Below are 21314 nucleotides of genomic sequence, written 5' to 3' on the forward strand. Positions count from 1 at the left end.
GCGGCCACGGAAGGGAGTCGGCGATGGGGAACACACACCGGATGCGGGTCGGCCGCCGGACCGTCGAGATCCACCGGCCGGACAAGGTGCTGTTCCCCGCCGACGGGGACGGCGGCGACGGCGGCGGCAAGGAGTACACCAAGGCCGATCTCGTCGCCTACCACCGGGCCGTCGCCCCCTTCATGCTGCCGCATCTGCGCGGGCGCCCGCTGATGCTGGAACGGCACCCCGACGGCGTCGACGGGCCCATGTTCATGCAGAAGAACACCCCCGAGCACTACCCGGACTGGATCGAGCGCGTCGAGGTCCCCAAGGAGGGCGGCACGGTCGTCCACCCCGTGTGCGAGGACGCGGCCACTCTCGTCTACCTGGCCGACCAGGCATGTCTCACCCTGCACCGCTGGCTCTCCCGGACCGGCGGCGTCCACCGGCCCGACCGGCTCGTCCTCGACCTCGACCCGGCGGTCGACGACTTCGCCCGGGTCCGGGAGGCCGCGGTCCTCGTACGGGAGCTGCTGGACGAGCTGAGGCTGCCGTCCGTGCCGATGACCACCGGTTCCAGGGGTGTCCACGTCGTCGTACCGCTGAACGGCCGCGCGGACTTCGACGAGGTCCGCGCCTTCGCCGGGGAGGTCGCCGAGACCCTGGTCCGCGCCCATCCCGGGCGGCTCACCACCGAGGCCCGCAAGAAGGACCGCGGCGACCGGCTCTACCTCGACATCCAGCGCAATGCCTACGCCCAGACCGCTGTCGCCCCCTACACCGTGCGTGCCCGGCCCGGCGCGCCTGTGGCCATGCCCCTGACCTGGGAACAGCTCGCCGACCCGGCCGTCGACGCCCGCCGCTGGACCCTCGCGGACGCCGTCGAGCAGGCCCGCACCAATCCCTGGGCGGGGGCGATGAGCAGGGGACGGGCACTGGGGCCGGCCCGGCGGCGGCTCGCTGCGCTGCACGGCTGAGACCAGCGGAGAGGACGCGCGCCGGCCGGGAGAGGTTTGGCCAACGGACGCGGGGCCACTCGGTGTTCGAGGTGGTCATGTCGAACACATCCAGCACAGCAAAAACACAGAGTTCACGTAAGTCACGAGAACCCGATGAACCCGATGAACCCGACGCACCCGACGAAGCGGAAGCGGCGCAGGAGCAGGAGCAGGAACCGGACGACGCCGGGGAACCGGCGGACGACCGGCCCAGCCCCATGCAGGTGCTGCGTCATGCGCGGACCCAGCTCGCGGAGCTGACCGGCATGGCGCCCGAGTCCGTGTCGTCGTTCGAGCAGACCGAGGGCGGCTGGACGCTGGAGGTCGAGGTCCTGGAGATCGCCAGGGTCCCCGACACGATGAGCCTGCTCGCGAGCTATCGCGTGGAGCTCGACCCCCGGGGCGAGCTGACCGGCTACCGGCGCGTCCGCCGCTACGAGCGCGGGAGGGCCGATCCGCACCGTCGGTAGGCCGTTGTCCCGCAAAGACATTCCCAGACAAGATCCACAGTCAAGGAGGATCGGCCGGCATGACCGTAGTACCGGCACAGCAGTCCGGCGGCGGAGGCGGCAGCAGCGGCCTGTACGACGTCCTGGAACTCATTCTCGACAGGGGCCTCGTCATCGACGCCTTCATACGCGTCTCCCTGGTCGGCATCGAGATCCTGAAGATCGACGTCCGGGTCGTCGTCGCCAGCGTCGACACCTATCTGCGCTTCGCCGAGGCGTGCAACCGGCTCGACCTGGAGGCCGGGCCGCGCAAGGACCCCGGCCTGCCGGACCTCGTGGGTGAGATCACCGAGTCCGGCGCGCGCGGCAAGTCCAAGGGCGCGCTGTCCGGCGCCGCCGAGACGATCTCCGACGCGTTCAAGCAGTCCCGCGAGGAGAGCCAGACCGAGTCGCGGCCTCGGGCCCGCAAGACCACGAGCTCGCGCAAGAGGGAGGAACAGGAGTGAGCACGTACGTCTACGGCATCACCGCCGGCTCGCACCCCGCGCTCCCCGAGGGCATGGGCGGCGTGGGCGACCCCCCGCGCCCGGTGCGCGTCCTCAAGGAGGGCGAACTCGCGGCGATCGTCAGCGAGGCCCCCGAGGGGCTGCGCCCCAAGCGCAAGGACCTGCTCGCCCACCAGAACGTCCTGAGCGAGGCGGGTGCGGGCGGCTCTCTGCTGCCCATGCGGTTCGGCAGCGTCGCACCGGACGACGCGTCCGTCACCGCGGTCCTGGCCGAACGTGCGAAGCACTATCGGGAACGGCTCGACGCCCTCGACGGCAAGGTCGAGTACAACGTGAAGGCCAGCCACGACGAAGAGGCCGTGCTGCACCGCGTGATGGGCGAGAACCCCGAGCTGCGCGCCATGACCGAGGCCAACCGGCAGGCGGGCGGCGGAAGCTACGAGGACCGGCTGCGGCTCGGCGAGATGGTCGTCGCCGCGGTGCAGGCCCGCGAGGCCGAGGACGCGGCGGAGCTGCGGCGGGCGCTGGAGCAGGCCGCGGACGACGTCAGCGCGGGGCCCGACTCCACCGGCTGGCTGGCCAACCTGTCGTTCCTCGTGGCCCGGGACTCGGCCGCGGGGTTCGTCGAGGCCGTGGAGGAGGTCCGCAAGAGTCATCCGCACCTGGAGGTGCGCGTGAACGGGCCGCTGCCGCCGTACAGCTTCGTCGAACCGGGGCCCGCGCAACCCGCCGAGACCACGCACTGAGGACGCGTTCCGCACAGGTTCACGGCGCGCCGGAGCACGGCGTTCCCCGGCCGAGGAGGCGAGTACATGGGACTGATCACCGAGGTGCTGCTGCTGCCGTTCGCACCGGTGCGCGGCAGCCTCTGGACGGTGCGGCAGGTGCTCACCGAGGCCGAGCGCCAGTACTACGACCCGGCGGCCGTCCGCGCCGATCTCGCCCGCCTGGAGCAGCGGCTGGAGGCGGGCGAGATCGGCGAGGAGGAGTTCGACCGTCTGGAGGACGAACTGCTGGACCGGCTGGAGATCAGCACTCAGAGAAGCACAGGAACCGGCAACGGGACGACACAATGAATCGAATCGGGCTTGGCCTCGCCGTAGGGGCCGGGTACGTCCTCGGACGTACGAAGAAGATGAAACTCGCGTTCGCGGTCGGCACGATGGTGGCCGGCAAGCGGATGCAGCTGAGCCCGCGTGCCCTCGCGGACCTGGTGTCCCGGCAGCTGCTGAACAACCCGCAGTTCAAGGAGATCGGGGACCAGCTCCGCGGGGACCTGCGCGGGGTCGGCAAGGCGGCCACCGGGGCGCTGGTCGAGCGGCAGATCGAGGGGCTCGCCGACCGGTTGCACGGACGCACCTCGCAGGTGCGCGACCAGCTCGCCGGTGTGGCGCCGGACGTGCCGGGACGCGGCGGGAAAAACCGCGACCAGGACGAGTACGAGGATGAGGAGCCCGAGGAGGAGCCCTCGCGCGGGCGCCCGGCGAAGAAGCCGCAGTCCCGGGCCGAGGGGAAGCCGGCCGCGAAGAAGGCGGCTCCCGCGAAGAAGACCGCCGCTCCGGCGCGGAAGACCGCGAGCAAGAGGACGGCGGCGAAGAAGACGGCGCCCGGCAAGGCCCCGGCGAAGAAGACCGCGCGCAAGGCCACGCGGGCCACGAGGGGAGGCGGTGACGATGACTGAGACCCTCGGCGCATCGAACGGACATGCGACTGACCGCGCGAAGGACACGACGACGAGCAATCCGCTCGGCGACGTGATCCACGGCGAGGCCGTCGACCGCCTCAAGGAGGAGGCCCGGGAGTACCTGGCCGCCCAGGTCCAGCGGATCCTGGTCGGCACCGGACGCAAGCTCGGCGAGACCACGGGCAAGCTCAACGACATCGCGGAGGGCAACAGCCCCGGCTTCGCCCAGCTCGCCCTCGAGGGCGGTCGCAAGCTCGCCGAGGGCAAGGGGCCGCTGCGCACCGCCCTGGAGATGGGCGCGGGCCGCGCCAAGGACAACGTGGTCGGCGGGCTCAAGAACCTCTTCGGTGGCAAGGGCAAGCGCAAGGGCGGCTCGGGCAGCAAGCCCACGGTGATCATGGAGTCCATCGACGTCGGGGTGCCGTTGCGCACCGCGTACGACCAGTGGACCCAGTTCCAGAGCTTCAGCACCTTCGCCAAGGGGGTGAAGAGTGCCAACCGGGCCGACGACACGCACTCCGACTGGCAGATGAAGATCTTCTGGTCCAGCCGGAGCTGGAAGGCCCACACCACCGAACAGGTGCCCGACCAGCGGATCACCTGGACGTCGGAGGGCGCCAAGGGCACCACGAAGGGCGCCGTCACCTTCCATTCCCTCGCGGACAACCTCACGCGGGTCCTGCTGGTGGTGGAGTACTACCCGACGGGCCTCTTCGAGAAGACCGGCAACATCTGGCGCGCCCAGGGCCGCCGGGTCCGGCTCGACCTCAAGAACTTCGCCCGCTTCATCACCCTCAGGGGTGAGGCCGAGGACGGCTGGCGCGGCGAGATCCGCGACGGCGAGGTCGCCGTCAGCCACGAGGACGCCCTCGCGGAGGAGGAGCAGGAGGAGGAGCAGGACGGCCGGCCGGAGGACGAGGCGCCGGAGGACGACGAACCCGGGGCCGAGTACGCGGACGACGAGCCGGAGGGCGACGAGGACGAGCCCCGCGACCTCGACGAGGCGGACGAGGCGGACGAGGCGGACGAGGCGGACGAGGCGGACGAGGCGGACGAGGCGGACGAGACCGCAGAGTACGACGAGGAGGACGAGGAGGGCGAGCCGGAGGACGCGGAGGAGGTCCCCGAGGACGAGTACGAGGACGTTCCCGAGGCCGAGGGCGACGCCGAGGAGGACATCGAGGACGAACCGTACGAGGATGAGGACGAGGAACCGGCCGCAGCGGGCAGGGGCCGTCGATGACCTTCCCCAGCCGGGTTCCCGAGCCGTACGGCCAGAGCGGCGGGAGTGCCAATCTGGCCGACATCCTGGAGCGTGTACTCGACAAAGGTCTGGTGATCGCGGGTGACATCCGCATCAACCTGCTCGACATCGAACTGCTCACCATCAAGCTGCGCCTGATCGTCGCCTCCGTGGACAAGGCCAAGGAGATGGGGATCGACTGGTGGGAGACCGACCCGGCGCTGTCGTCCCACGCCCGCCGCGACGAACTCTCCCGGGAGAACGCCGAGCTGCGAGCCCGGCTCGCCGAGCTGGACGAGGGCGGGTACCGGCGGGAGCCGGAGCCGGCCGTCGAGAGCGGCCGCGCCAGAGAGGAGCCCACATGACCGGACTGCGTTACGTGTACGCCGTCTGCCGCCCCTTCGACGCGGCGCTCCAGTCCCAGCTCACCGGGGTCGCGGGGGCGCCGCCCCGGCAACTGCGCCACCACGACCTGATCGCGGTCGTCAGCGAGGTGCCCGAGAGCGACTTCGCGGAGCAGCCGCTGCGCGCCCATCTGGAGGACCTGGACTGGCTGACCGAGACCGCCCGTGCCCACCAGAGCGTGATCGACGCCCTCACCGTCGTCACCACGCCCCTGCCGCTCCGCCTCGGCACCGTCTTCCGCGACGACAGCGGTGTACGGGTGATGCTGGAGGCCCGCGAGGAGGGTTTCCGGCGCACCCTGGACCGGCTGGCGGGCCGCGTGGAGTGGGGCGTCAAGGTGTACGCGGAGTCCGAGGAGCGCGAGCGGCCCCAGGAGCCCGCGAAGGTCTCCAGCGGGCGCGACTACCTGCGGCAGCGGCGGCGCAGCCACCGGGCCCACGAGGAGATGTGGGAGACCGCCGACCGGTTCGCCCGGACGCTGCACGGCACCCTCGCGGAGTTCGCCGAGGACACCCGGCTGCACGCCCCGCAGAACTCCGCGCTCTCCGGCGCTCCGGGACGCAATGTGCTGAACGCGGCCTATCTGGTGCCGCGCGCACATTCCGAGGAGTTCGTGGAACTGGTGGACCGCACCAAGGGCGAGGAACCGGGGCTGCGGGTGGAACTCACCGGCCCGTGGGCGGCCTATTCCTTCAGTGGAGAGGGCGACACCGGCCAGGAGGACGTGGAGGGCGGCCCGTGACCGTGATCGAACGCCGTGAGGTGGCCCTGGTGGATCTCCTCGACCGGCTGCTCGCGGGCGGAGTCGTGATCACCGGCGACCTCACCCTGCGTATCGCGGACGTCGATCTCGTCCGCATCGACCTGAACGCGCTGATCAGCTCCGTGAACGAACAGGTTCCCGCACCCTGGGGAGGCGTAGAGTGACCGGCCGCAACCGCCTCGAACTGGAGCCCGACACGGTGGAGAGGGACCTGGTCAAGCTGGTCCTGACCGTCGTCGAGCTGCTCCGTCAGCTCATGGAGCGGCAGGCGCTGCGCCGTTTCGACACCGGGGAGCTGTCGGAGGACCAGGAGGAGCGCATCGGGCTCACACTGATGCTGCTCGACGACCGGATGACCGAGCTGCGCGAGCGCTACGGCCTGCGGCCCGAGGACCTCAATCTGGACCTCGGGCCGCTGGGACCGCTGCTGCCGCGGGAGTGAACCCACCGTCACCTGTGGGTCACCACCTGTACCAGCGCCCCCTTCCTCCGGAGGCGGACGTGCCGCGCACCAGGAATCCGAGGAGCCACAGCACCAGGACGACCAGTGCCACGTACCAGAGAACTTCGACCGCGAATCCGGCACCGAAGAGAATCAGCACCAGAAGCAGGACCAGCAGGATGGGAACCATGTCGCGAACCTCCTGCTGGTCCGGGTTTCCGTGATGCGCCCTTTCAGGCCGGTTTGCGGCAGAGAATTTCTCCGTGCAGTACGGCGAACCAGCCGTCCTCCCGCCGCCCCCACTCCCGCCAGGCCGCCTCGATCGCCCGGAGCTGCTCCGTCGTGGCGTGACCGCCCTGCGTCGCCCGCTCGGCGTACGCGGAGGCGACCGTCCGGTCCGCCCACAGCCCGCTCCACCAGGCCCGTTCCTCCGCCGTCGCGTAGGTCCAGGTGGCGGAGCCGGCCGTGATGTCGGTGAGTCCGGCGCGCAGCGCCCAGGACTTCAGCCGGCGTCCCGCGTCGGGCTCGCCGCCGTTGGCGCGGGCCACCCGGCGGTACAGCTCCAGCCAGTCGTCCATGCCCGGCGACTCCGGGAACCAGGTCATCGCCGCGTAGTCGGAGTCCCGGACGGCGATCAGGCCGCCCGGCCTGGTCACCCGGAGCATCTCGCGCAGCGCCTGCACCGGATCGCCGACGTGCTGGAGCACCTGGTGGGCGTGCACCACGCAGAAGGTGTCGTCCGGGTGGTCCAGTGCGTGGACGTCCGCGACCGCGAAGTCCACGTTGTCGAGGCCGCGTCCGGCGGCCGTGGCGCGGGCCTGCTCCAGGATGCCGGGCGCGTGGTCGACGCCGGTGACGTGACCGTCCGGGACCAGGGCGGCCAGGTCCGCGGTGATGGTGCCCGGGCCGCAGCCGATGTCCAGGACCTTCATGTCCGGTTTCAGCGAACCGAGGAGATAGGCCGCCGAGTTGGCGGCCGTCCGCCAGGTGTGCGAGCGCAGTACCGACTCATGGTGTCCGTGCGTGTAGACGGCGGTCTCCCGTGCCTTCGACATGGCCGTTCCCCTTCCGCGAGGTCCGTGAGGTCCGCGAGTTCGTGCTCGAACGGTACGGGACCCAGCCGAATGATGAGACCGCCGTCTTGAATTGTGGACGCGCCCGAGTGGCTCAGTGCATCGGCACCGGCCGGTAGACCGTCAGCGCCTCCGGGAGCTTCCGGAGCGTCAGGTCCCCTTGCGCCTCGGCCACTTCACCGTCGTACGCGAGGAGGGTGCCCGGCGCGATGCCCTCCACCCGCAGCCGACGTACACGGACCGCCGCGTGGGCCGGGGTGCGGGTCAGCGGGCCCGCGAGGGCCGCCGCCAGCAGCCGCAGGGCCGGGCGGCGGCCGCCGTGCACGACCCGGACGTCCAGCAGCCCGTCGGCCAGGTCGAAACGCCGGGCCGGCGCGAGGCCGAGCCGGTGGTAGGTGCCGTTGCCCGCGAACAGCAGCCAGATCGGGCGCGGCCTGCCTTCGAAGGTGGCCTGGAGCGGATGACGGTCGGCCCGCAGGACCCGCAGGGCCGCGATCACCCCCGCCGGCCAGCCGCCGACCGCCTTCTCCCAGCGTTCGCGCTCCCGCACCAGCTCGGGGTAGACGCCCAGGCTGAACGTGTTGACGAAGTGGCCCTCGGTGTCACCGCTCCTGAAGTGCCCGAGGTCCACCCGGACGGCCTCGCCCTGGCGCACCGCGCGGCCCAGGTCGCGCACGTCCTCCACACCCAGGTCGGACGCGAAGTGGTTGAGCGTGCCGCCCGGGAGCACGGCGAGGGGGAGGCCCTGGCGCAGGGCCACCTCGGCGGCGGCGTTCACCGTGCCGTCGCCGCCGCACACGCCCAGCACGCGCGCGTGGGTGGCGGCCTTCTCCAGCTCGGCCCGCACGTCCTGCGGTTCGCACTCCACGGTCTCGGCGCCCGGGAGCACGTCCCGCAGGGCCCGCACCCGGTCCGACGTCCCCGAGGCACGGTTGGCGACCACGACCAGGCCGTCCCCGTCCGGCAGCGCGGGCGCGTCCACGTACGGACGGCCGGGCGGCGGGAGCTGGTCGCGGGTCGGCACCAGGCCCCGTACGGCGTAGGCGGCGCCCACGCCCAGCGCAGCGCCCACCAGGACGTCGCTCGGGAAGTGCACGCCCGTGTACACGCGCGACAGCGCCACGGCAGTCGCCAGCGGCGCCACCGCCGCGCCCCAGCGCCGCGACTCCAGGGCGACGCCGGCCGCGAAGGCTGCGGCGGAGGCGGAGTGGCCCGAGGGGAACGACGTGGTGATCGGCTGCCGCTTCAGCTGCCGGGTCAGCGGGACGTTGTCCAGCACCGGGCGGGGACGGCGGACGGTCCGCTTGCCGAGCGTGTTGATCGTCGCCGAGGCGAGGGCGAGCGAGGCCACGCCCCGGACGGCCGCCCTGCGGGCGCGCGGGCTGCGGGTCGCCGCGATCGCCGCCGCCGTCGCGAACCACAGCACCCCGTGGTTCGCGGCGCGGCTCAGCTTCGGCAGGAGGGGGTGCGCGCCCGGCCAGTCGCGGGTCGCCACCGCGTCGAACAGGCGGCTGTCCGCGGCGAGGAAACGGTCCCGGAGGATGTGGTGGCCCGGCGGGCGGACGGTGAGGTCGACGTCTGGGGTCATGGTCCACGGGTACCCCATGCGGCCCGAAGCGTGTCGGGCGGGGTCGGGATCGGCGGCGGGACGCGGGCCGCCCGGGGCCCCGCGGCGCCGGTGGGACGGGCGTGCCCGGGAAATGGATTTGCCCGCTCGTTCCCCCGGCTCGGACAATGCGCCCCATGGGACATCTCGAAGCCGCTCATCTGGAGTACTACCTGCCGGACGGGAGGGCTCTGCTCGGGGACGTGTCCTTTCGGGTGGGGGAGGGGGCCGTCGTCGCGCTCGTCGGGCCCAACGGGGCCGGCAAGACGACCCTGCTGCGGCTGATCTCGGGGGAACTGAAGCCGCACGGCGGATCGGTGACCGTGTCCGGGGGGCTCGGGGTGATGCGGCAGTTCGTGGGGTCCGTGCGGGACGAGTCGACCGTGCGGGACCTGCTGGTGTCGGTGGCGCAGCCGAGGATCAGGGAGGCCGCGAAGGCGGTCGACGCCGCCGAGCACGGGATCATGACCGTGGACGACGAGGCGGCCCAGATGCGGTACGCGCAGGCCCTCTCCGACTGGGCCGAGGCGCGCGGCTACGAGGCCGAGACGCTGTGGGACATCTGCACCACGGCCGCGCTCGGGGTGCCCTACGAGAAGGCGCAGTGGCGGCAGGTGCGGACGCTCTCCGGTGGTGAGCAGAAGCGGCTCGTGCTGGAGGCGCTGCTGCGCGGCACCGACCAGGTGCTCCTGCTCGACGAGCCCGACAACTACCTCGACGTGCCCGGCAAGCGCTGGCTGGAGGAGCGGCTGAAGGAGACCCGCAAGACCGTCCTCTTCGTGTCGCACGACCGGGAGCTGCTGTCGCGCTCCGCCGAGAAGATCGTGAGCGTGGAACCGGGACCGGCGGGCGCGGACGCCTGGGTGCACGGCGGCGGGTTCGCCACGTACCACGAGGCGCGGTCGCGGCGGTTCGAGCGCTTCGAGGAGCTGCGCAGGCGCTGGGACGAGAAGCACGCCCAGTTGAAGAAGCTGGTGGCGACGCTGCGCCAGATCGCGGAGAACAGCCCGGACATGGCCTCGCGCTACCGGGCGGCCCAGACCCGCCTGCGCAAGTACGAGGAGGCCGGGCCGCCCCCGGAGCCGCCGCGCGAGCAGGACATCACGATGCGGCTCAAGGGCGGGCGCACCGGCGTGCGGGCCGTCACCTGCGAGGCCCTTGAGCTGACCGGGCTGATGAAGCCCTTCGACCTGGAGGTCTTCTACGGCGAACGGGTCGCCGTCCTCGGTTCCAACGGGTCGGGCAAGTCGCACTTCCTGCGGCTGCTCGCCGGCGGCGACGTGGCCCACACGGGGGAGTGGAAGCTCGGTGCCCGGGTCGTGGCGGGGCACTTCGCGCAGACGCACGCCCATCCGGAGCTGATGGGACGCACGCTGCTCGACATCCTGTGGAAGGAACACGCCCAGGACCGGGGCGCGGCCATGTCCCGGCTGCGGCGCTACGAGCTGACCGGGCAGGCCGAGCAGTCCTTCGACCGCCTCTCCGGCGGCCAGCAGGCCCGCTTCCAGATCCTGCTCCTGGAGCTCCAGGGCGTCACCGCCCTCCTCCTCGACGAGCCCACCGACAACCTCGACCTGGAGTCGGCGGAGGCCCTGCAGGAGGGTCTGGAGGCTTTCGAGGGCACCGTCCTCGCGGTCACCCACGACCGCTGGTTCGCTCGTTCGTTCGACCGCTATCTGGTCTTCGGCTCCGACGGCCGGGTACGGGAGACCCCGGAGCCCGTGTGGGACGAGCGGCGCGTCGAGCGCGCCCGCTAGGCCCCGTCCGCGCCCGGCGCACGCGGGCCCGGGGCGCGGGATCTCCGTACAGTGGAGAGAGGGAGGCGGGATCCATGGCTCCCTCCCGGACACCCGCCGGAGTGATGCCCGGCGGGCGGGTACCCGGACCCCATGGAGGAAGACGACGATCGGGGTACCACCATGACCGGAGTGCACCCGGACCAGCTGGACGACCAGCAGCTGATGAAGGAGCTGGAGTCGATCCACCGCACGCGTCACGACACGCTGCTGCACGGGTCGACCGAGGCGCTGCGCACCCACAACGAGCGGATGGCGCTGCTGGAGGGCGAGTACCTGCGACGCCACCCGCGCCGGCCGGTCGTCCCGGGCCGTACCCGCGACGGCGCGCGGGATCGAGGGCCGGCGGGGCCATGACCTCCGACGCGACCGCGCGTGCGCTGCTGGCCCGGCACACGCAGGCGCAGGACGCCTTCGGCGCGCGTGTCCACGCCGTGCGCGAGGACCAGTGGGGCGCGGGCACCCCCTGCGCCGCGTGGTCGGTCCGCGATCTCGTCAACCACCTCGTCTCGGAGCAGCTGTGGGTGCCGTCCCTGGTACGGGACGGCTGCATGATCGAGGAGGTCGGCGACACGTTCGAGGGGGACCTGCTGGGGCCCGACCCCGCGGCCTCCTGGGACACGGCCGCCCGGTCCGCGCGGGAGGCGTTCGCCGCACCCGGCGCGCTCGACCGTACGGTTCACCTGTCGTACGGGGACACACCCGCGGTCGCGTACTGCGGGCAGATGGTGGCGGATCTCGTCGTGCACACCTGGGACCTCGCGCGGGCGATCGGTTCCGACGAACGGCTGCCCGACGCGCTGGTGTCGTTCGCCACGGAAGAGATCACGCCGTACGCGGGAGAGCTGGCGAAGACCGGGCTGTTCGAGGCGGCGGTGCCCCCGCCGGCAGGGGCCGACGCGCAGACCAGGCTGTTGTGCCTGCTCGGCCGCAGGCCGTAGGGCGCCCTCGGGGCCCGAGGCACAAGGCGCCTCGGGCCCCGAGGGGCAGAGCCGCCGTGGCGGCTCTGCCCTCCTCCACGGCTCTCAGCAGCGGGCCGGCGGGCGGTCCCAGTGGCGGTGGGCCGCTATCGCCGCCGAGAACTCCCTGGTGAACTCGTCGCCCACGCGGCCCTGGGCCGTGTCCGTCACGACACCCCGGTCCGCCACCACGTGGTGGAACTCCGAGGAGAGACGAACCCCCTCGGGCCGCAGGGCGGCGACGATGCCCACCCCGGAGCCGAGGGCGCCGATCGGTTTGCCGTGGCGGTAGGCGTCGCGGACGAAGCGCATGGCGTCGGGGTCGGCCGCGGGGGAGGGAGTGGCCACGGGACCGCCGGGGAGCAGGACGGCGTCGTACAGGACGGACGCCACCGTCGGCAGGGCCCGGTCCACGGTGTACTCGGCGCCGTCCGCCCCGCGTACGGTGCCGTCCTGGGCGGCCAGGGCCTCGACGATCGCCCCCTCGGCCGCCAGCGCCTCCCGCACACCGGCCACCTGCTCGGCGTCCACCCCGTCCGCGACCAGGACGGCGATCCGACGGGTGCGCAGGGAACCGGGGCCGCGCTGGGACTCCAGGCTGAGCGCGGGGGAGGTGAGCTTGTACGGCGGCGGCTCGGTGTCCGTCGGGACCGGCACGCCGACCCCCTTCGCCACCTCGGTCGCCAACTCCAGGTCGACCTTGGCCAGTTGCTCCACCGTGCGCGCCCGGACGGTGAGGGCTCCCACCTTGCCGAGTTCGAAGCGGAAAGCGGCGACGATGTGCTCCCGCTCCCAGGGGGCCATGCTGTTCCAGAACAGGGCGGCCTGGCTGTGGTGGTCCTTGAAACTCTCGCTGCGGCGACGGATCGTGGCGCCGTCGACCCGCTCGGCGTAGTGGCGGTAGGCGTGCGGGTCGCCGCCCGCGTGGGCCGGACAGCCGCCGCCGATCGAGTTCGGGAAGTAGTTGGTGCCGCCGTGCACCGCCGACTGGTGGTAGCCGTCGCGGTGGTTGGTGCGCACCGGCGCCACCGGGCGGTTCACCGGCAGCTGGGAGAAGTTGGGGCCGCCCAGGCGGATCAACTGGGTGTCCAGATAGGAGAAGTTGCGGGCCTGGAGCAGCGGGTCGTTGGTGAAGTCGATGCCCGGTACGACGTTGGCGGTGTGGAAGGCCACCTGCTCGGTCTCGGCGAAGAAGTTCTCGGGGTTGCGGTCCAGGACCATGCGGCCGATCGGCCGCACCGGCACCTGCTCCTCCGGGATGATCTTCGTGGCGTCGAGCAGATCGAAGTCGAAGGCGAACTCGTCCTCCTCCGCCACGAGTTGCACGCCCAGCTCCCACTCCGGGTACTCGCCGGCCTCGATCGCCTCCCACAGGTCCCGGCGGTTGAAGTCCGGGTCCCGGCCCTGGCACTCCTGCGCCTCGTCCCACACCAGCGAGTGCGTGCCCAGCTTCGGCTTCCAGTGGAACTTCACGAACGTGCCCCGCCCGTCGGCGGTCACGAAACGGAAGGTGTGCACGCCGAAGCCCTGCATCATGCGGTAGCTGCGCGGGATCGCCCGGTCGGACATCAGCCACATGATCGCGTGCAGCGTCTCCGGCTGGAGGGACACGAAGTCCCAGAGCGTGTCATGGGCCGAGGCGCCCGTCGGGATGTCGTTGTGCGGCTCCGGCTTCACCGCGTGCACGAAGTCGGGGAACTTGATGCCGTCCTGGATGAAGAAGACCGGGAAGTTGTTCCCGACCAGGTCGTAATTGCCCTCCGACGTATAGAACTTGGTCGCGAATCCGCGTACGTCCCGCACGGTGTCCGCCGAGCCGCGCGGCCCCTGCACGGTCGAGAACCGTACGAAGACCGGGGTGCGGACCGACGGATCCTGGAGGAACGCGGCGCGGGTGAACTCCGCGCAGGACTCGTACGGTTCGAAGTAGCCGTAGGCGCCCGCGCCCCGGGCGTGGACCACCCTCTCCGGGATCCGCTCGTGGTCGAAGTGGGTGAGCTTCTCCCGGAAGTGGAAGTCCTCCATCAGGGTCGGCCCGCGCTCGCCGACGGTCAGGGAGTCGTCGGTGTGGTCGACGGCCACGCCCTGGTCGGTGGTGAGGGGACCCGACGCCGGGTCGTCCGGACGGGCGGCCTCGCGCTGTTCCCGCTTGCGGTCCATGGGGGAGGTCATCGGGCGGCCTCCTGGGAGAACACGTCGAGGAACGCCGCGCAGAACGCCTTGAGGTCGTCCGGCCTGCGGCTGGTGACGAGCTTGGCGGGGCCGTGGTCGCAGATGTGCACCTGCTCGTCGACCCAGGTGCCGCCCGCGTTGCGGATGTCCGTCCGCAGGCTCGGCCACGAGGTCAGGACCCGGTCCCGGACCACGTCCGCCTCGACCAGGGTCCACGGGGCGTGACAGATCGCCGCGACCGGACGGCCCCGCTCGAAGAACTCCCGGACGAAGGAGACGGCTCGCTCGTCCATGCGCAGGAAGTCCGGATTGGCCACTCCGCCGGGCAGGACCAGCGCGTCGAACGACTCGGCCGCGACCTCGCCCACCACGGCGTCCACCGGGAACGTGTCCGCCTTGTCGAGATGGTCGAAGCCCTGCACCTCCCCGGACTCCGTCGACACCAGGACGGGCTCGTGCCCGGCGTCCTTCGCCGCCTGCCACGGTTCGGTCAGCTCGATCTGCTCGACACCCTCGGGTGCGGTCAGGAACGCGATACGCATGACTCCTCGGTCCTCTCGTCGTGTCGTGTCGTGTCGTGTGGTGTCCTTCGTCCACCGGGCCGGCACGTGACCGCCGGGTGGGGCCGTGGGCCGGACCCGGGCCTGCCCCTCAGGTCGGAGTGCTGCCCGGACGGGCGTCCGGCTCCGCGCGGCTGATGTGGGCGAGCGCCGAATCCGGCTGCCGCGAGACGGCCAGGTCGCCGAGGCTGACCATGCCGACCGGGTGCCCGTCCTCCACGACGGGAAGCCGGCGTATCGCGTGCTCGCGCATCAGGCCCAGGGCGGCGGACACCGTCTCGTCCGGGCCGATCACGACCGGGTACGGGGTGCACACGGCCTGCACGCTCACCGTCAGCGGGTCCGCGCCCGCTGCGACCGCGCGCAGGATGATGTCACGGTCGGTCAGGACGCCGACGACCTGCCCGTGCGCCGCGACGAGCACGTCCCCGACGTCCCGGGCCCGCATCAGCCGCGCCGCCTCGACGAGCGAGGCGGCCGGGCGGACCGCCACCACCCCCGGTGTCATGACGTCTCTCACGAACTCGGCCATGGGCCCTCCGGGCCTTGCGTCGCTGCGCCCCGGCTGCGGGGGCACGCCCAGGTCGGCGTGGCACTGCCCGCAGTACCCGCGGGCACGGGGCCTATGCGTCCCGCTCGTGCGCGGATTCCGTGCCGTCGGCCGGGGGCCGCGCGGCGCCGTCCTGCGTCGCGTCCGCGGTGTCGACCACCGCCTGCGCGAGCTCGTGCGCCGAGCGGTAGCGCGCGGTCCGCGGCAGCCGCTCCAGGGGCTCCACGAGCGCGTCCGGGGCGTGCCGGTCCCGCAGTGTCCCGATCAGTTCCCTGGGGCCCGCGGGAAAGGACGTACGGCCCAGGACCCGGGCCAGTTCCAGTTGCAGCGCCGCCACCCGGGTGGGGGCGCGGCCGGGTGTCACCGGCCCGTACGCGACCTCCGGGTCGTCCTCGGCGTAGGGCTCGGGGTCGTGCCACTCCTCCGTCCGTGTGGGATGCCCGGAACGGAGCAGTCCCTGGAGTTCGTGCTTCATCTCGTCGTCGCGGTGGGCGCTCAGCCGGTCACTGCCTCGCTGCATGACTCCCCTTGGATCGTCGGTGGCCCCCGCGTACCCGAACACCGCACGGCGACACGGACGCAGAGCATCCGGTTCCTGGCGCCGCCCGGGTTTGCCCGGCCGCGCGGCGGAGACCCGGCGAGACGCCCCCCATCGCACGTTCCCCGGGGAAGGACCGGACCCATGGCGGCTGTCGTCGTGCTCATTCCGCTGCTCATGCTCGGCGTCGTACTGGCGCTGGGCCGTTACGAGGAGATGCTGCTGCCACCCGCCGAGCCGGCCGACCGGCCGGAGCCGGCCGTGCCGGTCCGCTGAAGGGCGACCACACGCACGCCGCCCGGGGGACGGACGGAAGTAGCGACCCTCGCGTGGAACAGTTCAGTGCGCAGACCATGAGCCTTTTCCAACCTCACGCTGATGCGTGGTGAAGGACGAGGAGGGCCTTCACCACGTCGGTGATTCGGTTGGTGCTGCAGCGGAGCTTCCGCAGGAGGCGCCAGCCCTTGATGGTGGCCATGGCCCGCTCGCCGAGGCAGCGGATCTTGGTGTGGGTGGTGTTGTGGCGACGCTTCCATCGCTTGAGGCGGCGGCCCCGAAACGGTACGCGGACGGGTCCGCCGACGCCTTGATATGCCTTGTCCGCCCAGCATTTGAGTCCCGCATCGGCGAGGGCTTCGATGATGCCGTGCTGTCGCGCGGCGGTGAGGTCGTGAGTCGAGCCGGGCAGAGCCGGCGAGGCCCGGAGCAGCCGTCCGAAGGGATCGGTGAGGACCTGGACGTTCATGCCGTGGCGTTTGTGTTTCCCGGTGCAGTACGGGGTGTCGGCGGCGATGCGGTCGATCGGCAGCAGGGTGCCGTCGAGGATCGCGAACGCCTTCGTCCGGATCGTCTTCATCGCCTCGGCCGGGGACGGGGCGAGGGCGGCCAGGGCCTCGACGGTTTCACGTATGTAGCGGTAGACGGTCGCGGTCCCGATGCCGAACCCGGCAGCGAGCTGGGCGTAGGTGTCACCGCACCGTAGATGGGCCAGGGCGAGCAGTGCCTGACGTGCGGCGGGAAGGCGCCGCCACCGCGTTTCCGGTCTCCTGCCGCCGGGCTGTCAGTTGTCCGGTCAGGAACCGCAGGGTGCGGCTGGACAGATCAATCGAGGACGGGTAGACAAGCACGCGAAGCTCCTGGCGGACACGGGTGATCTTGGTCGAGAACCCGTCTACCAGGAGCTTCGTCGTTGCGCAGGACAGTCCAACTCGCGGTCAGGCACCGCAGCTTGCAAAGGGCTCCATGTACGAGGCGTCTTCCTGTCGACCCGCTCCGGCTGAACTCGATCGCCGATCGTGCGCCCTGCAGCGGGACCCTGGAAGTGATCACTGGCGAGAGCGTCTCGCTGACTGCTCCTGCCGGAAACCTCCCACGGTTACATCGGATGTCTGCTCCCGTCCAGCCGCTGGCTGGCATCGTTCGGAACGAGAAAGTTCCAGCAGCGAGCACGACCATACGGCCGTCGCTCTGCATGGGGCAAGGAAACATCCGATGTACCTTGGAGGGGTTGACGGCCCGAGGCGCCCCCGACGCCAGAGTAAGGAGGCCACGGCCCGAGCCGCGCCTCACGCTTCCAGGTTCTCGAACAGCACCATCCCGGCCGCCGTGTTGGAGGCGGGCACGTGGTAGGCGTCGTACACGCGGCGGATCCGGGGTCCCAGGGCGCCGCGCATGATGAGCCACATGATGAGTTCGATTCCTTCGGAGCCGGCCTCGCGGATGTAGTCCTCGCGAGTCAGCGCTGCCAGCTTCTCGGGGTCGTGCTCGATGGCGTCGAGATACATCCGGTCGAAGTCCTGGTTGATCAATCCGGCGCGGGCGCCCGCGAGTTGGTGGGACATGCCGCCGGTACCGAAGACGGCGACCTTGAGGTCGTCGGGGTAGGAGCGGATCGCCTCGCCGAGCGCGTGGCCGAGGGCCAGGCAGCGGGCGGCTGTGGGCTGTGGGTACTGGATGACGTTGACCAGCAGGGGGACGACGGCGCACGGCCAGCTCTCCCCGGGGTCGGGGCAGTACACCGACAACGGCACGGTCAGACCGTGGTCCACAGCGAGGTCCTGGAAGACGGTGATGTCGAAGGAGGAGTCGACCAGGCTTTCGATGAGGTGGTCGGAGAACTCGGGGGCGCCGGTGACGGTGGGGACCGGGCGGCTGCCCCATCCTTCGTCCGCCACCTCGTACGACGCCGCGGCGCCGATAGCGAAGGTGGGTGTGACGGCCATGTCGACGGCGTTGGCGTGGTCGTTGTAGACGACCACTGCCACGTCCGGGGTGTGCCGAGCCATCCACTCCCGGGCCGGTTCGTACCCGTCGAACAGTGGTTTCCAGTACGGGTCCTCGGTCTTCCCACGGTCCATCGCCGCGCCGATCGACGGCACGTGCGAGGTGGCCAGACCCCATATCACCTCAGCCAAAGCTCCGCCCTCCCGCTTTCAGCGCGTCTGTGAACTCCTCGGTGGTCATGCCGGTGAAAACGCCGCCGAGGTACTGCATGGACTTCTGGTCCAGCACCGCGAGTTTGAAGACGTAGAAGATGGAGCCGCCGAGCTCCAGCATCCGCGTCCAGTCCCGGTTCAGGACCGCCTCCCGCTGTTCGGCGGTGAGTCCGTACGCCTCGCAGTACGCGCCCTCGTCGGCGCTGAAACTCACGCGGTTGTCGGCGTCCTTCAGCGACCCGCAGAGCCGGTTCAGGGCCCGGCCCCGACGGTTGTCGGCGGTGTCGAAGACGTAGGTGCCCGTGATGTGGGGTGTGCGAGTGGACATGGATCTTCCTCTTCCTTCCTCTTCCGCTGTCGTTTCCGGGCGGCCGGTCAGTGCAGCAGTCCGCCGCCGTCGCAGACGAGCGTCTGGCCGGTGACCATGGCCGCGTCCGGCGACGCCAGATACGAGACGAGTCCCGCGAAGTGCTCTGGGGTGACGTACTCCTGGATCGCCTGCTGCCGCATCGTCGCGGCGAAGGCCTCGTCGCCGGAGTGGGCCCTGGTGCCGGGGGTGGCGACCTGGGCGGGGGCCACCGCGTTGACGGTGATCCGGTGCTCGCCCAGTTCGCGCGCCATCACCCGGGTCATGCCGATCAGCGCGCCCTTGCTGGCGACGTACGCGAGCTGGCCCGGTGAGCCGGTGAAGAAGGTGCGGGAGGCGACGTTGATCACCCGTCCGTGGTGTGCGCTCTCCACCAGCCACGGCACGCACGCCTGCACCATGAGCAGCGGGCCGACGGCGTTGACGTCGAAGAAGCGGTGCAGCTCCTGCGCGGTGGTCTCCAGCAGACTGCTCCGGCCGGACAGCAGGCCCGCGTTGTTGACCAGGACGTCAACGCCGCCGTGGATGTCGGCGATCTCCTCGACGGTGCGGCGCGTGGCGGCCGGGTCGCTGACGTCGCAACGCCAGGTCCGAACGCCGGCGACTGCCGCCTCGTCGTCCGGTTCGGTGATGTCCAGGGCGGCGACGGTGAATCCGTCGGCGACCAGCCGGCGGACGATGGACTCGCCGAGGCCGCCCGCCGCTCCCGTGACCACCGCGACGCGCGGTCCCGGCGTGGTGGTCACGGTGCCTTCTCCTGCGGGTGGGTGGCCAGGGCCTCCACGGTGATGTCCATCCACTTCCACATCGGCAAGGACACCAGGGCGTCGTGCAGCTCCGCCGGGTCGGACGCCTCGTACAGGCCGATGGTCGCGTTGCGGCCCGGTACCCGCCAAAGCCGTTTGAGGATCCCGGCCTCGCGGAGTTCCTGCGCTCGTGCACGCTCGCCCTTGCGCAGGCTGTCGCGGACGTCGTCAGGAGTGTCGGGAGGCAGGGTGTTCTCGGTGCGGACGAGGAACTCCATGCGGGTGTCCTACCTTTCGGGGCTCGGGGCCAGATCCAGCAGCAGGTCCGCCAGGTCGCCGGGGGCGGTGACCATGGCCTCGTGCCCGGTGGCGATCTCGTGGACCGGCCAGCCGCGGGCCGCGGCACGCTCGGCGTGCGGGGTGAACACCCGCATCCAGTCGGTGCATTCGACGAAAGCGCCGGGCACCTGGTCGGCCTTGCCGGTCAGCCGCAGTGGCTCGGTGAAGGTCAGCCACGGGTGCGGCGTCAGCCGGGGGGCAAGCCAGTCCAGGTCCGACTGTTCCTCCACACCCAGAACGCTCAGTGAGCGCACCGGAATGAGCCAGCCGAAGCCGGACCCCGCCACGGACTCCCGGTAGTGGCCCGCGATGGTGGCGGGCTGCAGATCGATCGCCGCGTCCCCGTCGTCACCGACGAAGGCATCCAGGTAGACCCGCTTGGCCAGCCGCTCCGGGACGCGGTCCGCGACCCCGGTGACAACCTGGCCGGCGTAGCTGTGCCCGACCAGCACCACATCGCGCAGGTCGTGGGCCTCGATCAGGGCCACGACGTCCTGGATGTGTGTCGTCAGGCCCACTTGGGGGCTGAGCAGGTGGGCGCGGTCGCTCACCCCGGTGAGGGTGGGGGCGTGCACCTCGTGACCGGCGGCGCGCAGTCCCGGTGCCACGCGCTGCCACACCCAGCCGCCGTGCCAGGCTCCGTGCAGGAGGACGAAGACACTCATGCCGGCACGTTTCCTCGCTGCTCGCGGGCGAGCATCTTCGCCAGCGCCCGGCGTCCGCGCAGGGCGGCCAGGTCGGAGCGGATGCTGGACTCGACCGTGCCGCCCGGGTCCGTGGCGTACATCAACTCCTGGGCCTCCAGGGCGTCGACATCCTCCTGCATCACCGCTAGCTGCTGCTTGTGCTGGAACTCGGTGAGCTCCTCGTCGTCGATGAGGTAATCGCGGGCCAGGGCGTAGAAGTCGTGGGTCTCGTTGCCGAACCCGGGCGTCATGCCGTACAGCACCTTCATGTGGAAACCCTCCGGTTCCTCGGTGCCGGTGGCCGCGACACGGATGTGGAGGATGAAGATGCCGGGCGGGTGGAACTCACCGTTCTGCCAGCGGTCCACCGGTGAGGTAAGTCCACAGGACTTCTCGTAGAACGGCGGGGCCTCGATACCGATCATGCGCCGGCTGAAGCTGACCCGGTCGGCGTCCACGGTGACGTCGATCGGGGTGGCCGCGACGGCCGCGTTGCCGATGCTCGTCGGGTGCAGGAACGTCTCGTGGGTGAGGTCGAGCAGGTTCTCCACCAGCAGCAGGTGGCGGGCCTTCAGCGGTACGACGCCGTGGACGTGGGTCCACCGCGGGTCGGTCAGCCACGAGGTGTCGGGCAGCAGGCCCGCGTCGGCCAGTTCGGGGTCGCCGGGCCAGATCCAGATGGCGCCGTCCTTCTCCAGCAGGGGGAAACGGCGCAGCGCCGCCTTGGGCCGGTCGGCCTGCTCGGCGACGCCGACGCACACGCCCTGTCCGTCGAAGCGGTAGCCGTGGTAGTCGCACTGGAGGGTGCCCTCGTCGTCCAAGTGGCCCAGGGACAGCGGGTACTTGCGGTGCGGGCAGCGGTCCTCGACGGCGGTCACGGTGCCGTCCGGCAGCCGGTAGAAGCAGACCGGGATGTCCGTGATCCAGCGCCGGGTGAGGGCCCGGCCGATCTCGTCGGACCAGGCTCCCAGGTACCAGCCGTTGCGCACGTGTGCGGAGAGCATGACGGCAACGC

The 21314-nt window shown here is 71.4% G+C and carries 28 protein-coding genes and 1 pseudogene; 15 read left to right on the forward strand and 14 right to left on the reverse strand.

Translation table 11 applies throughout. The annotated features are described in order from the left end of the window. The first annotated feature begins 23 nt into the window (after window positions 1-23). The 11 genes from ligD to ACZ6BB_RS02855 all read left to right on the forward strand — a co-directional run bounded on the left by ligD (window position 24) and on the right by ACZ6BB_RS02855 (window position 6472). The gene (ligD, locus tag ACZ6BB_RS02805; protein ID WP_471613531.1) at window positions 24-959 is read left to right on the forward strand and encodes a non-homologous end-joining DNA ligase; all 936 of its coding nucleotides are present in this window, start codon (window positions 24-26) and stop codon (window positions 957-959) included. A gap of 77 nt (window positions 960-1036) precedes the next feature. Further along, entirely contained in the window at window positions 1037-1450 is a 414-nt protein-coding gene (locus ACZ6BB_RS02810; protein ID WP_471613532.1) for a gas vesicle protein GvpO, read from the forward strand. A 59-nt stretch (window positions 1451-1509) separates the two neighbouring features. Beyond that, window positions 1510-1935 (forward strand): gas vesicle structural protein GvpA, encoded by a 426-nt coding sequence (locus ACZ6BB_RS02815; RefSeq protein ID WP_471613533.1) that lies wholly within the window; start codon window positions 1510-1512, stop codon window positions 1933-1935. After that, complete coding sequence (locus ACZ6BB_RS02820; protein WP_471613534.1) at window positions 1932-2681, forward strand: GvpL/GvpF family gas vesicle protein; 750 nt, start codon at window positions 1932-1934, stop codon at window positions 2679-2681. Before ACZ6BB_RS02815 ends, ACZ6BB_RS02820 begins: the two co-directional genes overlap by 4 nt. A 66-nt stretch (window positions 2682-2747) precedes the next feature. Further along, a complete protein-coding gene (locus ACZ6BB_RS02825) occupies window positions 2748-3011 on the forward strand; it encodes a gas vesicle protein GvpG (RefSeq protein WP_471613535.1) in 264 nt (87 codons plus the stop codon). Then, on the forward strand, window positions 3008-3616 hold the full coding sequence (locus tag ACZ6BB_RS02830) for a DNA primase (protein WP_471613536.1): 609 nt from the start codon (window positions 3008-3010) through the stop codon (window positions 3614-3616). The genes ACZ6BB_RS02825 and ACZ6BB_RS02830 overlap by 4 nt, the downstream gene beginning before the upstream one ends. Continuing rightward, complete coding sequence (locus ACZ6BB_RS02835) at window positions 3609-4862, forward strand: SRPBCC family protein (RefSeq protein WP_471613537.1); 1254 nt, start codon at window positions 3609-3611, stop codon at window positions 4860-4862. Before ACZ6BB_RS02830 ends, ACZ6BB_RS02835 begins: the two co-directional genes overlap by 8 nt. Continuing rightward, a complete protein-coding gene (locus ACZ6BB_RS02840) occupies window positions 4859-5227 on the forward strand; it encodes a gas vesicle protein (RefSeq protein WP_012999589.1) in 369 nt (122 codons plus the stop codon). Before ACZ6BB_RS02835 ends, ACZ6BB_RS02840 begins: the two co-directional genes overlap by 4 nt. Beyond that, window positions 5224-6009 carry a GvpL/GvpF family gas vesicle protein gene (locus ACZ6BB_RS02845; protein ID WP_471613538.1) on the forward strand — a complete coding sequence of 262 codons (786 nt, stop codon included), beginning with the start codon at window positions 5224-5226 and terminating at the stop codon, window positions 6007-6009. Before ACZ6BB_RS02840 ends, ACZ6BB_RS02845 begins: the two co-directional genes overlap by 4 nt. Continuing rightward, window positions 6006-6194 (forward strand): gas vesicle protein, encoded by a 189-nt coding sequence (locus ACZ6BB_RS02850; protein WP_059082263.1) that lies wholly within the window; start codon window positions 6006-6008, stop codon window positions 6192-6194. Before ACZ6BB_RS02845 ends, ACZ6BB_RS02850 begins: the two co-directional genes overlap by 4 nt. Further along, window positions 6191-6472: a gas vesicle protein K gene (locus ACZ6BB_RS02855; RefSeq protein WP_033529790.1), complete on the forward strand. Its 282-nt coding sequence runs from the start codon at window positions 6191-6193 to the stop codon at window positions 6470-6472. Before ACZ6BB_RS02850 ends, ACZ6BB_RS02855 begins: the two co-directional genes overlap by 4 nt. A gap of 19 nt (window positions 6473-6491) precedes the next feature. Here the strand turns inward: ACZ6BB_RS02855 and ACZ6BB_RS02860 are convergent, their stop codons facing one another. The 3 genes from ACZ6BB_RS02860 to ACZ6BB_RS02870 all read right to left on the reverse strand — a co-directional run bounded on the left by ACZ6BB_RS02860 (window position 6492) and on the right by ACZ6BB_RS02870 (window position 9133). Continuing rightward, entirely contained in the window at window positions 6492-6662 is a 171-nt protein-coding gene (locus tag ACZ6BB_RS02860) for a hypothetical protein (RefSeq protein WP_005482372.1), read from the reverse strand. A 43-nt stretch (window positions 6663-6705) separates the two neighbouring features. Beyond that, window positions 6706-7527 carry a class I SAM-dependent methyltransferase gene (locus ACZ6BB_RS02865; protein WP_471613539.1) on the reverse strand — a complete coding sequence of 274 codons (822 nt, stop codon included), beginning with the start codon at window positions 7525-7527 and terminating at the stop codon, window positions 6706-6708. Window positions 7528-7639: 112 nt separating this feature from the next. Then, window positions 7640-9133, reverse strand: a complete 1494-nt coding sequence (locus tag ACZ6BB_RS02870) for a phosphatase PAP2 family protein (protein WP_471613540.1) — start codon at window positions 9131-9133, stop codon at window positions 7640-7642. A 155-nt stretch (window positions 9134-9288) separates the two neighbouring features. Between ACZ6BB_RS02870 and ACZ6BB_RS02875 the strand changes: the two genes are divergently transcribed. The 3 genes from ACZ6BB_RS02875 to ACZ6BB_RS02885 all read left to right on the forward strand — a co-directional run bounded on the left by ACZ6BB_RS02875 (window position 9289) and on the right by ACZ6BB_RS02885 (window position 11888). Further along, window positions 9289-10908: an ABC-F family ATP-binding cassette domain-containing protein gene (locus tag ACZ6BB_RS02875; protein ID WP_383893253.1), complete on the forward strand. Its 1620-nt coding sequence runs from the start codon at window positions 9289-9291 to the stop codon at window positions 10906-10908. Window positions 10909-11040: 132 nt separating this feature from the next. Further along, window positions 11041-11304 carry a DUF6158 family protein gene (locus ACZ6BB_RS02880; protein ID WP_471613541.1) on the forward strand — a complete coding sequence of 88 codons (264 nt, stop codon included), beginning with the start codon at window positions 11041-11043 and terminating at the stop codon, window positions 11302-11304. Beyond that, window positions 11301-11888 carry a TIGR03086 family metal-binding protein gene (locus ACZ6BB_RS02885; protein WP_471613542.1) on the forward strand — a complete coding sequence of 196 codons (588 nt, stop codon included), beginning with the start codon at window positions 11301-11303 and terminating at the stop codon, window positions 11886-11888. Before ACZ6BB_RS02880 ends, ACZ6BB_RS02885 begins: the two co-directional genes overlap by 4 nt. A gap of 84 nt (window positions 11889-11972) precedes the next feature. On the opposite strand, the gene ACZ6BB_RS02890 is transcribed toward ACZ6BB_RS02885, so the two are convergent. From ACZ6BB_RS02890 to ACZ6BB_RS02905, 4 genes are all read right to left on the reverse strand, one after another. After that, entirely contained in the window at window positions 11973-14078 is a 2106-nt protein-coding gene (locus tag ACZ6BB_RS02890) for a catalase (RefSeq protein ID WP_471613543.1), read from the reverse strand. Then, window positions 14075-14620: a type 1 glutamine amidotransferase domain-containing protein gene (locus ACZ6BB_RS02895; protein WP_471613544.1), complete on the reverse strand. Its 546-nt coding sequence runs from the start codon at window positions 14618-14620 to the stop codon at window positions 14075-14077. Before ACZ6BB_RS02895 ends, ACZ6BB_RS02890 begins: the two co-directional genes overlap by 4 nt. A gap of 109 nt (window positions 14621-14729) precedes the next feature. After that, window positions 14730-15170 carry a CBS domain-containing protein gene (locus tag ACZ6BB_RS02900; RefSeq protein ID WP_471613545.1) on the reverse strand — a complete coding sequence of 147 codons (441 nt, stop codon included), beginning with the start codon at window positions 15168-15170 and terminating at the stop codon, window positions 14730-14732. Between the two features lie 91 nt (window positions 15171-15261). Beyond that, the gene (locus ACZ6BB_RS02905; RefSeq protein WP_471613546.1) at window positions 15262-15708 is read right to left on the reverse strand and encodes a DUF2795 domain-containing protein; all 447 of its coding nucleotides are present in this window, start codon (window positions 15706-15708) and stop codon (window positions 15262-15264) included. A gap of 162 nt (window positions 15709-15870) precedes the next feature. Here ACZ6BB_RS02905 and ACZ6BB_RS02910 point away from each other — a divergent pair, with 162 nt between their 5' ends. Beyond that, entirely contained in the window at window positions 15871-16002 is a 132-nt protein-coding gene (locus tag ACZ6BB_RS02910; RefSeq protein ID WP_267889106.1) for a hypothetical protein, read from the forward strand. A gap of 94 nt (window positions 16003-16096) precedes the next feature. Here the strand turns inward: ACZ6BB_RS02910 and ACZ6BB_RS02915 are convergent. The 7 genes and pseudogenes from ACZ6BB_RS02915 to ACZ6BB_RS02945 all read right to left on the reverse strand — a co-directional run bounded on the left by ACZ6BB_RS02915 (window position 16097) and on the right by ACZ6BB_RS02945 (window position 21303). Continuing rightward, window positions 16097-16853, reverse strand: a pseudogene (locus tag ACZ6BB_RS02915) (transposase family protein). 438 nt (window positions 16854-17291) lie between these two features. Continuing rightward, window positions 17292-18131 carry a class III extradiol dioxygenase subunit beta gene (locus tag ACZ6BB_RS02920; protein ID WP_471614106.1) on the reverse strand — a complete coding sequence of 280 codons (840 nt, stop codon included), beginning with the start codon at window positions 18129-18131 and terminating at the stop codon, window positions 17292-17294. 1 nt (window position 18132) lies between these two features. Continuing rightward, window positions 18133-18489, reverse strand: a complete 357-nt coding sequence (locus ACZ6BB_RS02925) for a protocatechuate 3,4-dioxygenase (RefSeq protein ID WP_471613547.1) — start codon at window positions 18487-18489, stop codon at window positions 18133-18135. A gap of 47 nt (window positions 18490-18536) precedes the next feature. Beyond that, a complete protein-coding gene (locus ACZ6BB_RS02930; RefSeq protein WP_471613548.1) occupies window positions 18537-19274 on the reverse strand; it encodes an SDR family NAD(P)-dependent oxidoreductase in 738 nt (245 codons plus the stop codon). Continuing rightward, the gene (locus ACZ6BB_RS02935) at window positions 19271-19552 is read right to left on the reverse strand and encodes a muconolactone Delta-isomerase family protein (RefSeq protein WP_471613549.1); all 282 of its coding nucleotides are present in this window, start codon (window positions 19550-19552) and stop codon (window positions 19271-19273) included. Before ACZ6BB_RS02935 ends, ACZ6BB_RS02930 begins: the two co-directional genes overlap by 4 nt. Window positions 19553-19561: 9 nt before the next feature. Next, window positions 19562-20278, reverse strand: coding sequence for an alpha/beta fold hydrolase (locus ACZ6BB_RS02940; RefSeq protein WP_471613550.1), 717 nt, complete (start codon window positions 20276-20278; stop codon window positions 19562-19564). After that, window positions 20275-21303, reverse strand: a complete 1029-nt coding sequence (locus ACZ6BB_RS02945) for a Rieske 2Fe-2S domain-containing protein (RefSeq protein WP_471613551.1) — start codon at window positions 21301-21303, stop codon at window positions 20275-20277. Before ACZ6BB_RS02945 ends, ACZ6BB_RS02940 begins: the two co-directional genes overlap by 4 nt. Window positions 21304-21314 lie beyond the last annotated feature (11 nt).

The sequence above is a fragment of the Streptomyces sp. NPDC041108 genome (assembly GCF_055592645.1).

What these genes read in the sequence shown, in the direction of transcription:
- ACZ6BB_RS02935 (WP_471613549.1), bottom strand. Translation starts at nt 19,552, where the DNA reads ATGGAGTTCCTCGTCCGCACCGAGAACACCCTGCCTCCCGACACTCCT.
- ACZ6BB_RS02910 (WP_267889106.1), top strand. Translation starts at nt 15,871, where the DNA reads ATGGCGGCTGTCGTCGTGCTCATTCCGCTGCTCATGCTCGGCGTCGTA.
- ACZ6BB_RS02895 (WP_471613544.1), bottom strand. Translation starts at nt 14,620, where the DNA reads ATGCGTATCGCGTTCCTGACCGCACCCGAGGGTGTCGAGCAGATCGAG.
- ACZ6BB_RS02890 (WP_471613543.1), bottom strand. Translation starts at nt 14,078, where the DNA reads ATGACCTCCCCCATGGACCGCAAGCGGGAACAGCGCGAGGCCGCCCGT.
- ACZ6BB_RS02865 (WP_471613539.1), bottom strand. Translation starts at nt 7,527, where the DNA reads ATGTCGAAGGCACGGGAGACCGCCGTCTACACGCACGGACACCATGAG.
- ACZ6BB_RS02870 (WP_471613540.1), bottom strand. Translation starts at nt 9,133, where the DNA reads ATGACCCCAGACGTCGACCTCACCGTCCGCCCGCCGGGCCACCACATC.
- ACZ6BB_RS02880 (WP_471613541.1), top strand. Translation starts at nt 11,041, where the DNA reads ATGGAGGAAGACGACGATCGGGGTACCACCATGACCGGAGTGCACCCG.
- ACZ6BB_RS02825 (WP_471613535.1), top strand. Translation starts at nt 2,748, where the DNA reads ATGGGACTGATCACCGAGGTGCTGCTGCTGCCGTTCGCACCGGTGCGC.
- ACZ6BB_RS02810 (WP_471613532.1), top strand. Translation starts at nt 1,037, where the DNA reads ATGTCGAACACATCCAGCACAGCAAAAACACAGAGTTCACGTAAGTCA.
- ACZ6BB_RS02835 (WP_471613537.1), top strand. Translation starts at nt 3,609, where the DNA reads ATGACTGAGACCCTCGGCGCATCGAACGGACATGCGACTGACCGCGCG.
- ligD (WP_471613531.1), top strand. Translation starts at nt 24, where the DNA reads ATGGGGAACACACACCGGATGCGGGTCGGCCGCCGGACCGTCGAGATC.
- ACZ6BB_RS02815 (WP_471613533.1), top strand. Translation starts at nt 1,510, where the DNA reads ATGACCGTAGTACCGGCACAGCAGTCCGGCGGCGGAGGCGGCAGCAGC.
- ACZ6BB_RS02885 (WP_471613542.1), top strand. Translation starts at nt 11,301, where the DNA reads ATGACCTCCGACGCGACCGCGCGTGCGCTGCTGGCCCGGCACACGCAG.
- ACZ6BB_RS02925 (WP_471613547.1), bottom strand. Translation starts at nt 18,489, where the DNA reads ATGTCCACTCGCACACCCCACATCACGGGCACCTACGTCTTCGACACC.
- ACZ6BB_RS02860 (WP_005482372.1), bottom strand. Translation starts at nt 6,662, where the DNA reads ATGGTTCCCATCCTGCTGGTCCTGCTTCTGGTGCTGATTCTCTTCGGT.
- ACZ6BB_RS02900 (WP_471613545.1), bottom strand. Translation starts at nt 15,170, where the DNA reads ATGGCCGAGTTCGTGAGAGACGTCATGACACCGGGGGTGGTGGCGGTC.
- ACZ6BB_RS02940 (WP_471613550.1), bottom strand. Translation starts at nt 20,278, where the DNA reads ATGAGTGTCTTCGTCCTCCTGCACGGAGCCTGGCACGGCGGCTGGGTG.
- ACZ6BB_RS02845 (WP_471613538.1), top strand. Translation starts at nt 5,224, where the DNA reads ATGACCGGACTGCGTTACGTGTACGCCGTCTGCCGCCCCTTCGACGCG.
- ACZ6BB_RS02875 (WP_383893253.1), top strand. Translation starts at nt 9,289, where the DNA reads ATGGGACATCTCGAAGCCGCTCATCTGGAGTACTACCTGCCGGACGGG.
- ACZ6BB_RS02830 (WP_471613536.1), top strand. Translation starts at nt 3,008, where the DNA reads ATGAATCGAATCGGGCTTGGCCTCGCCGTAGGGGCCGGGTACGTCCTC.
- ACZ6BB_RS02945 (WP_471613551.1), bottom strand. Translation starts at nt 21,303, where the DNA reads ATGCTCTCCGCACACGTGCGCAACGGCTGGTACCTGGGAGCCTGGTCC.
- ACZ6BB_RS02840 (WP_012999589.1), top strand. Translation starts at nt 4,859, where the DNA reads ATGACCTTCCCCAGCCGGGTTCCCGAGCCGTACGGCCAGAGCGGCGGG.
- ACZ6BB_RS02905 (WP_471613546.1), bottom strand. Translation starts at nt 15,708, where the DNA reads ATGCAGCGAGGCAGTGACCGGCTGAGCGCCCACCGCGACGACGAGATG.